A 12,449-nucleotide genomic window follows, 5' to 3' on the forward strand; every position below is an offset into this window, starting at 1 on the left:
GGGAAATGATGCATTATTTACACTCCTATTTAAAAGTATTCATAATGGAAAATGATAATAACCCCAACCAAGAGGAGAATGCCAACCAAGGTGAAAATGCGAGGCAAGTAAATGCTAATGCTGAACAAGCAGCAAACGCAAACCAAGGTGCAGCGGCCAATCAAAATAACAACGCACCTCAACCGCCAAATCAGAATCTCGGTGTTCCACCACAACCTCAAGCAAACCAAATCCCGGTTGTAAACCAAAATGTAAACGCAAATCAAGTAGCCGCAGTCAACAGAATAGATGAAAGAGTAGTTAATCAAATTCATAATGCTCCGCAATTCCCAGACCTACCTAATCAAAATGATGGTGAAAGGCGTGTAAGACCAAGACTTGCACCAAGAGAAGGATCGGCTGTTGCTGCCTTATTTAGACGTCGTGGCGTACCTCCCCAACAACAAGCAAACCAAATCCCAGTTGCAAACCAAAATGTAAACGCTAATCAAGTAGCCGCAGTCAACAGAATAGACGCAAGAGTAGTTAATCAAATTCATAATGCTCCGCAATTTCCAGAACTACCTAATCAAAATGATGGTGAAAGGCGTGTAAGACCAAGACTTGCACCAAGAGAAGGATCGGCTGTTGCTGCCTTATTTAGACGTCGTGGCGTACCTCCCCAACAACAAGCAAACCAAATCTTAGTTGCAAACCAAAATGCAAACATAAATCAAGGTATTCCATCAAACCAAATTCAAAACCTTAATCAAAATAACAACATTGGAGGTGGAAGAGCGCTGAATCAAAATAATATCGCACCTCAACTACCAGACTTACCCAATCAACTACCTAATCAGAATAACAATCAAAGACTCATTAGTGTGAGACTTCCCCAAAGAATACAACCTCCTGCTGCATTGTCTTTGAGAGATTTTAGTATTCCCTCCCAAGCTCAGGTAGCGAGACGAGATCTTGCGGTAAATGAGAACGCGAGTGCAAATCAGGGCGAAGCAACAAACCAAAGAAATCCAGATCCAATAGCCAATGCGGCGCAACCTGCAGCGGCACAACCCAACGCAGCAGCACAAAGACCAACAAACCAAAATGAGGGCACAGTACAAAGAAGAAGCGCAGAAAGCAGTACTGAGGGCAATACAAGACGAAGAGAAAAAGGGACAAAAAGAAAAAGTCCTGGTAGGTAAAGGTTAGCTATTGGAGATTCAATGATCCAATATTACGTATGATGAATTATGGTGCACTAACCCTTTCTGTATTTTGAGTAAACTTGGTCTATGAGATTACAAGATACACAACAGTTTGTAATACTTAATCCATAATCTTAGCCTTAATAACTCTTGCATTCATTTCGGCGATATTCACAATAGAAATCGCTTCTGGGCATTCTACCTCACAGGCACCAGTGAAGGTACAGCTTCCAAAACCTTCTGCCTCCATTTGAAAGGTCATTTCTTTAACACGCTTGTGCTGTTCTGCTTTTCCTTGTGGTAAACTATTTAAGTGATTTATTTTGGCAGAAGTAAATAAGGCCGCTGATGAATTTTTACAAGTGGCCACACAAGCACCACAACCAATACAGGCAGCAGCATCCATAGCACGGTCTGAAACTTCCTTTGGAATGGGAATTGCGTTTGCTTCTGGTGCAGTTCCGGTTTTAGCACTTATAAAAGCTCCTTTTTCAATGATACGATCAAATGCAGAACGGTCTACAATAAGGTCTTTGATGACAGGGAAAGACGTTGCTCTCCAAGGTTCTACCACAATAGTATCTCCATCTTTAAAACTACGCATATGTAATTGGCAGGTAGTAAGGTGATCATGCGGTCCGTGAGCTCTGCCGTTGATAAAGACTCCGCATTGTCCGCAAATACCTTCTCTACAATCATATTCATAAGCAATTACCTTTTCACCTTTTAGTACCAATAACTCATTAAGATGATCTAGTGCTTCCAGAAAAGACATGTCTTCGGTTAGCCCGTCAACCTCATAATCTTTAATAGTGCCTTTTTTTGTAGAGTCTTCCTGCCTCCATATTTTAAATGTTACTTTCATTTTATCTCATTTATAACTTCTAACCGATGGTTGTACATATTCAAATTCTAATACTTCCTTATGCAATTCAAAATTGCCTTTATCATATTCCCAGGCAGATACATAGGAATAATTTTCATCTACCCGTACAGCTTCTCCCTCTTTAGTTTGATACTCTTCTCTAAAATGTGCTCCGCATGATTCTTCCCGTTGTAGGGCATCGGTGCACATTAAAACACCCAATTCTATAAAATCTGCAAGGCGCAGTGCTTTTTCGAGCTCGGTATTTAACTCATTGCTTTCTCCTGTAACCTTTACATCCTTCCAGAAATCATCTCTAATTTGCTTAATTTGTTCAATCGCATTTTCCAATCCCTTTTTATTTCTACTCATGGCGCACTCTTGCCACATCACTTTGCCTAATTCTCTATGAAAATGGTCTACGGTTCTGGTTCCGTTAATTTTTAGAATCTTATCTATATGTTCTGCTACTTCCTTTTCGGCTTCCTCAAAAGCTGGATGATCTGCAGTAGGGTGATCTTCCCTAAGTGCTCCTGCTAAATAATTGTTAATGGTGTTGGGTAAAACAAAATAGCCATCTATACTTGCCTGCAATAAAGAATTTGCTCCAAGCCTATTAGCACCGTGATCTGAAAAATTGCATTCCCCTATTGCATAAAGTCCTGGAATGGTAGTCATTAATTCATAGTCTACCCATAAGCCACCCATGGAGAAATGGGCTGCTGGTGAAATTTGCATGGGTTCCTTGTAAGCATCAATTCCGGTAATCTTTTTATACATGGTAAACAAATTACCGTATCTGTCTTCTATAGTCTTTAGTCCAAACTGCTTAATTGCATGTTTAAAATCAAGGTAAACTGCGTTTTTGAGTCTACCAACTCCGTAACCTGCATCTATTCTTTCTTTAGCCGCTCTTGACGCTATATCGCGAGGTGCTAAATTTCCAAAACTTGGATATCTCCGTTCTAAATAATAATCGCGTTCTGCTTCCGGTATATCATTCGCTTTTCTAGCATCTTCCTTTTGTTTTGGCACCCAAATACGACCATCATTCCGCAGAGATTCAGACATGAGCGTGAGTTTTGATTGGGCTTCACTAGATTGAGGTAAAGCAGTTGGGTGTATTTGTGTAAAACTAGGAGCACCAAACAGAGCTCCTTTTTTGTGCGCTTTCCAAATCGCACTTCCATTACAACCAATCGCGAGGGTAGACAGTCTAAAAACTCTGGAATAACCACCCGTAGCTAGCACCACAGCATCAGCTGCATATCTTTTTAGTTTTCCAGTGACCAAATCTCTAACAATTATTCCTTTGGCTTTTCCATCAATTAAAACTACATCCAACATTTCGCTTCTTGGAAACATTTGTACTTTTTTTGCCTTTACCATTTTATACAACTGAGCGTAAGCAGCTAACAGTAATTGTTGCCCTGTCTGCCCTCGTGCATAGAAAGTACGCTGAACTTGAACACCCCCAAAACTTCGGTTTACCAGTGTTCCTCCATACTCTCTTGCAAAAGGGACTCCTTGTTGAACATAATGATCTATAAGGGGTGCAGAAAGTTCTGCTAGCCTATAAGTATTAGCTTCCCTAGACCTAAAATCACCTCCTTTAAGGGTATCATAAAACATGCGCCACACGCTATCACCATCGTGTTGATAGTTTTTTGCCGCATTAATACCTCCTTGAGCGGCTACTGAATGCGCACGCCTTGCAGAATCTTGATAACAAAAACACTTTACATCATATCCTAATTCTGCAAGTGTCGCAGCGGCACCAGAACCTGCCAGTCCAGAACCAACAACAATCACATTTAATTTTTTCTTATTCGCAGGATTAACCAATTGTGATTTTACCTGATAATTACGCCATTTATCTTCTAGTTTTCCATCTGGAATTTTTGCATCTAGTCTCATCTTGCTTCCTTATTTAAAATAGACAATAAAAGGTATCACCCCAAAACCAACACCCATAATAACCGCATATATTAATGCTACTTTTGCCAACAAACGAAGTCCTTTTTTATGATAGAATCCTAATGTTTTAAAGGCACTTTTTAAACCGTGATGCAAGTGAAATGCTAGCGGAACTGCCAATACCGTATAAAAAATCACATAGTATATATTGTGAAAAAGGCTGCTGGTTACTTCGTAGACATCTAAGTTACCCTCTATATCCAGTCTCACAGCTTCTCCCATTCCTAACTTTATTCTAGCCCAAAAATTTGCCAGATGTACAACAATAAATAATAATATCAATGTGCCTAACAACCCCATGTTCTGGGACGTCCAGCTACTGTTTTCTTGAAAATGGTTCACTGTATATTTTTGTGGTTTGGCTTTTCTATTATTTATGGTAATAATAAGCGCATAAATTACATGTAGTAATATGGATGCATACAATGCGTAAGCTACTATTTTTATTAACGGACTTTCTCTAAGGGTAGTGGAATACGAATTGTAGAGCGAGCGTGCAGTTTCTTCTGGAAGTAAAAGAATACAGTTGGCAGACAAGTGTACCACTAAAAAAGTACAAAGGAATAATCCGGTGCCTGCGACTATCACTTTTCGAAAAAATAATTGATTTATGGCCATAGCCCTTACTATTTAAGTATTGTAAATTAGTTGGTCTATTGAAACAAAACTCTTCGTGGAATTTTTTATATATTCAATAAATTCATTTAAAATTTTAAGATACTAATTTATATAAAGTAATTACTTTAAAAGTGACTTATATCATAGTTGAAAAACTTTTTAGTTGAAAAAGATAGGCTACAAACTATAAAAAGTAGCACGCAACCTTACTTGAAATAAAGTATCTTATAGAAAAGCAAACCAATGAAAATAACCAAATTAATACTGTTTATTATGATTGTTGGCATTTTAGCGTGTAGTAATGATGATGGTAACTTTAATGGCTGTGATGATGGTGTGATTATTAGCGCTCAGAAATTCGTCAATGCACCTGATGATCAACTCACGATCTCAAATCTTAAAATTACCGAAAACTGTTTGGCAATTACTTTCAATGCAAGCGGGTGCAATGGCGAAAGCTGGAGTCTCAAATTGATTGATGCTGCAGAAGTTTTAGAATCTGCTCCTCCCCAACGAAATGTAAGGCTTTCTTTAAAAAATGAAGAACTTTGCGACGCAATCATTACAAAAACCCTAAGCTTTGATCTAACAAAGTTACAATTAGAAGGAAATGAGGTGATACTAAGAATTGCTAATAATTCATCACAAATAAGTTATACATATTAGTTTTATCATGATTCATTAGAGCTAATTTGGATTTTCTTGTGAAACAAAGCCATTTTCAAACCACTATTTTAAATATCTTCGTGCTGCTAAAATAAATAACAGATGGAAGGTATTTTTACATTAGATAATTTAATTACGCTAGTTCTTCTCACGCTATTACAAGCCGTATTGGGGCTGGATAACCTTTTATATATATCTTTAGAATCTAAAAGAGCTCCAGAAGAAAAGCAAGCCAGAGTAAGAGGTATTGGTATAGGACTCGCCATTATTTTAAGAATTGTGCTGCTGTTTGTGCTCATCAATGTAATTTCTTATTTTCAAAGTCCGTGGTTTAGTATTAAATGGACTAAAATTTTTGAAGGAAATTTTAATCTTCATAGTCTAATTGTTTTAGGTGGTGGAGCATTTATTATGTACACTGCTGTAAAAGAAATATGGCATATGATGCAACTGGAAGATGAATTAAATAAAGAAACCAAACCTAAATCTTTGAACGGTATTATATTTTCAATTGTTTTAATGAATTTGGTATTTTCTTTTGACTCTATTTTAAGTGCCATCGCATTAACCGATGTATTTCCAGTAATGGCAACGGCTATTATTATAGGAGGTGTATTAATGATATGGCTTTCTGGAAGAGTTACTGCCTTTTTAAAGAAAAACAGAATGTATGAAGTATTGGGGCTTTTTATTCTGCTAATTGTAGGTATTATGCTCCTTTCTGAAGGAGGACATTTGGCACATCTTACCCTTTTTGATAATCCGGTTACCCCCATGAGTAAAACTACTTTTTACTTTGTAATTACCGTATTGGTTATTGTAGATGTAATACAATCACGTTATCAAAAGAATCTTTCTGCTACAAAGAATAGATGAAAACTAAAATATGCCACACCTGTAAAAAGACTAAAGAAGTACTTTATCGCATTCAAATTGCAAAAGGTAAAGTTTGGATTTTTGTTTGTGATAATTGTATTGTAGAACATCAATCCAAACCTGCATACAGGTATGGAGGGACCTGGAAAGGAAAAAGACATTAAAAAACATTCTAAAATTACTAAAATTAGCTATTATGAATATTCACCCTTGGCACGATGTAAGTATTGGAACCAACAGCCCAGAAATGGTAACAGGTATTATAGAAATTCCTAAAAATTGCAGAGCTAAATACGAATTAGATAAAGATTCAGGAATGTTAATTTTAGATAGAGTATTGTATTCTTCTATTAACTATCCTGCAAACTATGGTTTTATTCCTCAAACTTACTGTGATGATGGAGATCCTCTTGACATTCTTGTCTTATCACAAATTGAAATTGTTCCCATGTGTCTTGTTGAGGCAAAGGTAATTGGTGTAATGCGAATGCTTGATGGTGGTGAGATGGATGATAAAATTATTGCAATCGCTGCTAATGATATGAGTGTGAATCATATCAATGATATTTCTGAATTACCTAAGCATTCCATTAAAGAACTTCGCAGCTTTTTTGAAGACTATAAAAAATTGGAAAACAAATCTGTAGTAGTAGAAGACTTTCAAGGTAGAAAAATAGCCCATGAGGTTGTAAATCAAAGTATATTAGACTATCATAAAAAATTTAAAAAGTAAAAAAACAGGGGTTTCGTAAAAGTTCATAATTTAATGATATATCTTTTTTCTAGATATGAAGATAACACAACTCTGCTACATAAAATTTTCATAAGGTGATGAAAATATATATATCTGCCATTAAAATAAAAAACCGAAAACAAGAGTCTCCGGTTTTATTTTGTTCGACTAAAAACAAATTTTATCAAATGTATATCCATTGAAGCAAAATGGATAACACACTAATAAGGACTAATTAACACCAATTAAATATACTAAATAAGTAAGAATATTCCTTACGAAAATTATTAATTAACAGTTTTTCAAATACTTAAAACACTAAAAAAAATGATTATCATCACCAAAACCCCAATAAACATAGTACTTTAGAGCTATTAGTATTTGAAGTAAATTTGTAATAATAATTAGTATGTTGTTTTGTTATGAAAAAATTTTGGGAAGAGTTTAAAGAATTTGCCGTTAAAGGTAATATGATAGATATAGCTGTAGGGGTTATTATTGGCGCCTCTTTTAATAATGTGGTAAATGTGTTGGTGAAAGAGGTATTTCTTCCTCCTTTGTCTTATTTAACAGATGGTGTAAGTTGGGCAAACAAAAAAATTATTCTCAGAGAAGCCATTGTAAAAGATGGAGTTACCAGTTCCGAGGAAATAGCTCTTGGATATGGAAAACTTTTTGAGTCTGGTTTTGATTTCCTTATTATTGGTCTTGTTGTATTTATTATTATTAAATTAATGAACAAACTTAAAAACCAATCAGAAGATACCAATGACACTAAAGTAAAGACTCCCAAAGATATTGAGTTACTCACTAAAATGACGACACTGTTGGAAGAGCAGAATCAATTACTCAATAAAAAAGAAGAATAACCTTTACGTATAAAATCAATTTGTTTTATATCTTACTTTAATTAAGAATATAGCTAATGAAACGCTACTATTTGTGTATTATTCTTTTTGTATGTGGTATTACTAAAAACGCCTACACGCAGGAGCTTTCTAAACACCGCTGGAACAACAGACTTGTACTCTTAGTAGTTCAAGATAGCTCAAATCAACTACTACAAAGACAACTTGAAGAGTTTGAAAAGCATAAAAAAGGACTTGAAGAACGGAAAATCTTAGTGTATATGATTGCTCCCAATGGTTTTAAAAAAGAAGATGAGTCATGGAACTATTCCGAAGCACTTTTTAAAAAATATAACCAAAATAAAACTCCTTTTGAGGTGATCCTTCTTGGACTTGACGGAGGCATTAAAGCCAGAAAAAAAGAAATTTTCTATTGCAGAGATCTTTTTGCCATTGTGGATGCGATGCCTATGAGACAAAATGAAATTAGAAAGCAACATTAAATCACTCCCTTACTTTGTTGCTATTAAATCTTCTTTCAAAGCTTTTTCAAAAAGCGCTCGTATCTGTTTGCTTTCAGGACCAGGAGCATTACTATGCATCAATTTACCATTCCTATCATAAATAAGATAACGTGGAATTGTATTTAGACGGAGTGCTTCGTAAAAATTCGCAAAGGGATAGTTAACAGCTAATAAATTCTCATCATACAAGGATAAACCTTCCTTTTGCATCGCTTTTTTCCATCGGCGTATATCTTTATCAATAGAGATATAAACAAAAACTACATCCTTATATTCTTTTTGAAGTTTTTTAGAATCTTTCATTACAGCCCTACAGGGTTTACACCAACTAGCCCAAAAGTCAATATATACTAATTTACCCTTATGCTTATTTAAAACTTCTTTAAAAACACTCTTGTTTTTATTAGGTGTAATTAAATGAACCTCTTCCTGTTCTTGTTTTAATTCTAAAAAGTCTATTAAGTAATTATCTGTGATCTCTTTTTTGAGAATTTCATTATCAACCGTATCAAAATATAATTGTGTGTATTTCTTAACATCGGATTCCGAGAAATAATGAATAATTTCTTTTAGATAATGTGTTAACGCATAAGCTTTAGTTTTGCCATGCAACTGCTCATTTGCTATAAGCGCATCAAAAGCTTTAGGTGCATCCGGCACACTTCCTCCAGAAACATTTATAAGCTTGATTTTCTCAAGCTTTTCTATGCTTTTCTGAACCAGTTCTTGGTAAAAATTAAAACCTACTAAATGATCATTTTCTTTAAAATAGCGCAGAAGTAATTTCAGATCAATATCTTCATATTCAATACGATACATCCATTGGTACGCAGTTAATTGATTTAGATAATAAAGATAAACTTCCTGAGAAAGTTCTTGCTTCTCTAACAACTTTTTGAGGTATGCTTTTTGCAGTTCAGTTTCCTGTAACATTTGCAACCCCACATTTTTTTTGAACTCATTAAACTTTAATGTATACTCTTCCTTTGACATTCCGGGTATGAAGGGAACAAAAGGTAAAGGATATAAAAATTGAATCGTAGACGAATAATTATGATTAGATGGAATTTTTCTAAGATCTCTTGAGATTATAAGATCTCTTGAAGCTATTTGCCTATCATTAAGCAATTCAAATTTTGGAACCTCCTCTTTATAACGAATATAAAGTGTATCTCCATTTTTGAGCAATAAGTTCATTCGTTGATAAGAATCATCATCCAAATTAATTTCTAAATAAGCTTGCTGAGTTTCAATGGTTAGGGTATCTAAAGAGCTGTTTTTTTGGACATTTGAGATGTTTCTCTTGTATACATCATCTGTGTACATTACTAAATCCTTGTAAAATTCAGAAGCTCCATAGATAGGCCCAGGTTTTAATCTTGGTATAGGCGCATTTTCTATAATTAAAGTAATGCTTCCCGCTATTTCTGATACTGGATTTATAGTTGCTACTTTTTCAGAAGTTTTTACATTACAACCTTTGCTTAAAACAAAAAAGCTCAAAAAGATACTTAAAAGGTAGCCCATTTTTTGCATAACTATATTTCTTTAAAAAAGCCAAAACAGTATGGTTACTGTTTTGGCTTAATATTTCTATTCTAAGGTCAATAAATATTGTTTATGATCATCGTTTAACCATGTTGCGCTCCCACAACTATCACAGCACCAATGTCCGCCGGTTGCTGCTGCTCCAGCCTGCGCCTGCGCCATAGAAACTCCAGAGATTCCGGCATAACCGTTTCCTCCCTGAAATGCACATGTTCCACCTCCCAAAATATTTCTTTGTTCCGCTTTACTCAAAATTTGAGTTCCTTTTAAATTTTTAATAGTAATCATAATTAAATTAAAGTTTGGTTTACTAATTCCAGTCACTATTTAAAGACATGCCGGGTTCTGTCTTTTCCTTGCAAGAAATTTTAAATGTTTTAATATTATAGGGGGACATTAACCTTGTAAAAATGTGTTATATGCAAGAATAAATACTGCCTTAACAAACCAAAATAAAGAATCAAAATAATTCCAAATCTGTTTTGAAGCTATTAAAAATGAATGGAATATGCCAGAATTATTTAATTCAAGTATCATTTTTATGGCTAAACCACAAGTATTCAACAGGATTTAAGTATTTATTTGAAAAAACTGCTAATTCCCTCATTTATTTCTAGTTACAAAAACAGCATAATCAGATTGATTCATTTCACTATATTTAATCATATTTTTTTTGTGTCATTTTGGTTAACATTGAATTAGCGACTGCTTTTTATGTATAAAAAATACCTTTTTTTTGTTATTCTCATACTTTTAGGCTGGACATTCCTCATTAATCCTGTAATAAAGGAAGTGGCCGCAGGTATTGCGATCTTACTTTTTGGTATGATTATGCTAGAAGAAGGATTTAATGCCTTTGTAAAGGGTGCACTTCAAAAATTATTAAAGAAGGCTACCAATAAACTTTATAAAAGCCTTGGTCTTGGTTTTTTAACCACTGCCCTTCTTCAATCCAGCTCACTGATAAGCGTGATAACTATTTCGTTTTTAAGTGCAGGACTCATTACACTTACCGCTGGTGTAGGCATCATATTTGGTGCGAATCTAGGCACTACAGCTACGGCTTGGCTAGTAGCTGTTTTTGGGCTTAAAATACAAGTATCTGCACTCGCAATGCCAATGATTGCTTTTGGAATACTATTTGTACTTCAAAAAACCAAAAGTTTTAAAGGTTTTGGATACATTCTTGCCGGTCTTGGTTTTTTCTTTTTGGGAATACACTTTATGAAAAATGGTTTTGATATCTATAAGGATCATATTGATCTTGCAGCCTATGCAATGGAAGGCTTCTGGGGGGTTATAGTATTTAGTATTATTGGAATTTTAATTACGGTGATTTTACAATCCAGTAGTGCGGCAATGACGCTTATTCTTACCGCATTGGCTGTAGGACAAATTACCTACGATAACTCATTAGCGCTTGCCATTGGAGCTAATGTAGGCACCACTATAACTGCTGTTTTAGGTTCATTGAGTGCCAATATATCTGGGAAACGTCTGGCAGGAGCTCACTTTATCTTTAACGTACTTACAGGGATTATCTCCTTAGCTTTTATTAGTAAGCTTGGCCATTTAGTTACTTATATTTCTAACTATTTGGGAATAGCGGCTACTAACTACACCTTTAAACTTGCCATATTTCACACCGTATTTAACCTATTGGGAGTCTTGTTAATGTTACCGTTTATTAAAACTATGGTCAAACTATTACACCGTATTTTCAAAAAAGCTCCAGACAAAAGTATTGAACAACCAGTGTACCTCAACCCTAGCATCCTTTCGTATCCGCAAACAGCATTACTAGCACTTTACAATGAAAGTAAACGTCTGTTTGAAAATGCCGCATTTGAAATTGTAGCACATGGTCTCAATTTACACAGAAATGATATTACCGGACCTGAAAAACTTAAGAAAGTAGTTAAAAAATCTAAAGACGATTTAGTAATAGATGTAGATGAGCTTTACTACCAAAAAGTAAAAACTATATATAGCAAGATCATTGAATATGCAACGCTGGCACAGAGCAAGTTCTCTTTACCCTCAGAACAAATGAGCGCTTTTACCCGAATCAAGATCGCCAATAGAAATATAGTGGCTGCGATTAAAGATATTCGCGGACTCCGAAAAAATGTAAGGGCATATCAATTTTCTGATAACGAAGACATCCAAAGAGAATATGATAAACTTAGACATAGAGTTTCCAAAATACTTAGAGAGATTTATTTAATGAGAAACTCATCTAAACCAGAAGCTCATTTACAATCATTAGAAGATCTTAAAGAAAAAGTGGCACAAAGAGATATATTAACGGATGGCACTCTAGATAAACTAATTCGTAAAAATAAAATTACACCAGAAATGGCTACTTCTCTAGCAAATGATAGCAGCAAGGTTGCCAGCATTGCCAGAAAGCTAATTGATACCGCAGAATTATTATATATAAATAGTGATACCTTATTACATGAAGATTTTGCTAAGATTTGATAAATACATGAAATTGACATAAATTTTAAGCCGTTATTGGTATGATTTAACAATTATTTAAGCTTACAGGAGGTAACACATGAGTAGCTTTGTGGACATATAACTAATTTTAAACCATAAATA

13 protein-coding genes are annotated in these 12,449 nt (G+C 34.8%); 8 read left to right on the plus strand and 5 right to left on the minus strand.

From position 1 onward, the window contains the following. Positions 1–44: 44 nt before the first annotated feature. Positions 45–1,184: a hypothetical protein gene (locus WBG07_RS08410; RefSeq protein WP_340200309.1), complete on the plus strand. Its 1,140-nt coding sequence runs from the start codon at positions 45–47 to the stop codon at positions 1,182–1,184. Positions 1,185–1,308: 124 nt separating this feature from the next. On the opposite strand, the gene WBG07_RS08415 is transcribed toward WBG07_RS08410, so the two are convergent. Genes WBG07_RS08415 through WBG07_RS08425 form a run of 3 tightly spaced genes read right to left on the minus strand, consistent with a single transcriptional unit; the run spans position 1,309 to position 4,647 of the window. Beyond that, entirely contained in the window at positions 1,309–2,052 is a 744-nt protein-coding gene (locus WBG07_RS08415) for a succinate dehydrogenase/fumarate reductase iron-sulfur subunit (RefSeq protein WP_340200311.1), read from the minus strand. 6 nt (positions 2,053–2,058) lie between these two features. After that, complete coding sequence (locus tag WBG07_RS08420) at positions 2,059–3,969, minus strand: fumarate reductase/succinate dehydrogenase flavoprotein subunit (protein ID WP_340200313.1); 1,911 nt, start codon at positions 3,967–3,969, stop codon at positions 2,059–2,061. 9 nt (positions 3,970–3,978) lie between these two features. Continuing rightward, positions 3,979–4,647 carry a succinate dehydrogenase cytochrome b subunit gene (locus WBG07_RS08425; protein ID WP_340200315.1) on the minus strand — a complete coding sequence of 223 codons (669 nt, stop codon included), beginning with the start codon at positions 4,645–4,647 and terminating at the stop codon, positions 3,979–3,981. A 243-nt stretch (positions 4,648–4,890) separates the two neighbouring features. Between WBG07_RS08425 and WBG07_RS08430 the strand changes: the two genes are divergently transcribed. From WBG07_RS08430 to WBG07_RS08455, 6 genes are all read left to right on the plus strand, one after another. After that, positions 4,891–5,313 carry a hypothetical protein gene (locus WBG07_RS08430; protein WP_340200317.1) on the plus strand — a complete coding sequence of 141 codons (423 nt, stop codon included), beginning with the start codon at positions 4,891–4,893 and terminating at the stop codon, positions 5,311–5,313. A gap of 102 nt (positions 5,314–5,415) precedes the next feature. Next, positions 5,416–6,189 carry a TerC family protein gene (locus tag WBG07_RS08435; RefSeq protein WP_340200319.1) on the plus strand — a complete coding sequence of 258 codons (774 nt, stop codon included), beginning with the start codon at positions 5,416–5,418 and terminating at the stop codon, positions 6,187–6,189. Next, positions 6,186–6,353: a hypothetical protein gene (locus WBG07_RS08440; RefSeq protein ID WP_340200320.1), complete on the plus strand. Its 168-nt coding sequence runs from the start codon at positions 6,186–6,188 to the stop codon at positions 6,351–6,353. Before WBG07_RS08435 ends, WBG07_RS08440 begins: the two co-directional genes overlap by 4 nt. A 32-nt stretch (positions 6,354–6,385) precedes the next feature. Beyond that, positions 6,386–6,922: an inorganic diphosphatase gene (locus WBG07_RS08445; protein ID WP_340200322.1), complete on the plus strand. Its 537-nt coding sequence runs from the start codon at positions 6,386–6,388 to the stop codon at positions 6,920–6,922. Between the two features lie 422 nt (positions 6,923–7,344). Next, positions 7,345–7,791, plus strand: coding sequence for a large conductance mechanosensitive channel protein MscL (mscL, locus tag WBG07_RS08450; protein WP_340200323.1), 447 nt, complete (start codon positions 7,345–7,347; stop codon positions 7,789–7,791). Positions 7,792–7,847: 56 nt separating this feature from the next. Then, positions 7,848–8,273, plus strand: coding sequence for a DUF4174 domain-containing protein (locus WBG07_RS08455; protein ID WP_340200324.1), 426 nt, complete (start codon positions 7,848–7,850; stop codon positions 8,271–8,273). Between the two features lie 9 nt (positions 8,274–8,282). Here the strand turns inward: WBG07_RS08455 and WBG07_RS08460 are convergent, their stop codons facing one another. Together WBG07_RS08460 and WBG07_RS08465 are read right to left on the minus strand one after the other, a co-directional pair. Continuing rightward, on the minus strand, positions 8,283–9,821 hold the full coding sequence (locus WBG07_RS08460; protein ID WP_340200325.1) for a TlpA family protein disulfide reductase: 1,539 nt from the start codon (positions 9,819–9,821) through the stop codon (positions 8,283–8,285). A 66-nt stretch (positions 9,822–9,887) separates the two neighbouring features. Next, positions 9,888–10,130, minus strand: a complete 243-nt coding sequence (locus WBG07_RS08465; protein WP_340200326.1) for a hypothetical protein — start codon at positions 10,128–10,130, stop codon at positions 9,888–9,890. Positions 10,131–10,556: 426 nt separating this feature from the next. Here WBG07_RS08465 and WBG07_RS08470 point away from each other — a divergent pair, with 426 nt between their 5' ends. Continuing rightward, positions 10,557–12,326 (plus strand): Na/Pi cotransporter family protein, encoded by a 1,770-nt coding sequence (locus WBG07_RS08470; protein WP_340200327.1) that lies wholly within the window; start codon positions 10,557–10,559, stop codon positions 12,324–12,326. Positions 12,327–12,449: the final 123 nt, after the last annotated feature.

It is taken from the genome of Ascidiimonas meishanensis (assembly GCF_037782385.1).
GTDB lineage: Bacteria > Bacteroidota > Bacteroidia > Flavobacteriales > Flavobacteriaceae > Ascidiimonas > Ascidiimonas meishanensis.

Coding starts and splice junctions, on each gene's coding strand:
- WBG07_RS08410 (WP_340200309.1), top strand. CDS start 45: ATGGAAAATGATAATAACCCCAACCAAGAGGAGAATGCCAACCAAGGT.
- WBG07_RS08415 (WP_340200311.1), bottom strand. CDS start 2,052: ATGAAAGTAACATTTAAAATATGGAGGCAGGAAGACTCTACAAAAAAA.
- WBG07_RS08420 (WP_340200313.1), bottom strand. CDS start 3,969: ATGAGACTAGATGCAAAAATTCCAGATGGAAAACTAGAAGATAAATGG.
- WBG07_RS08425 (WP_340200315.1), bottom strand. CDS start 4,647: ATGGCCATAAATCAATTATTTTTTCGAAAAGTGATAGTCGCAGGCACC.
- WBG07_RS08430 (WP_340200317.1), top strand. CDS start 4,891: ATGAAAATAACCAAATTAATACTGTTTATTATGATTGTTGGCATTTTA.
- WBG07_RS08435 (WP_340200319.1), top strand. CDS start 5,416: ATGGAAGGTATTTTTACATTAGATAATTTAATTACGCTAGTTCTTCTC.
- WBG07_RS08440 (WP_340200320.1), top strand. CDS start 6,186: ATGAAAACTAAAATATGCCACACCTGTAAAAAGACTAAAGAAGTACTT.
- WBG07_RS08445 (WP_340200322.1), top strand. CDS start 6,386: ATGAATATTCACCCTTGGCACGATGTAAGTATTGGAACCAACAGCCCA.
- mscL (WP_340200323.1), top strand. CDS start 7,345: ATGAAAAAATTTTGGGAAGAGTTTAAAGAATTTGCCGTTAAAGGTAAT.
- WBG07_RS08455 (WP_340200324.1), top strand. CDS start 7,848: ATGAAACGCTACTATTTGTGTATTATTCTTTTTGTATGTGGTATTACT.
- WBG07_RS08460 (WP_340200325.1), bottom strand. CDS start 9,821: ATGGGCTACCTTTTAAGTATCTTTTTGAGCTTTTTTGTTTTAAGCAAA.
- WBG07_RS08465 (WP_340200326.1), bottom strand. CDS start 10,130: ATGATTACTATTAAAAATTTAAAAGGAACTCAAATTTTGAGTAAAGCG.
- WBG07_RS08470 (WP_340200327.1), top strand. CDS start 10,557: ATGTATAAAAAATACCTTTTTTTTGTTATTCTCATACTTTTAGGCTGG.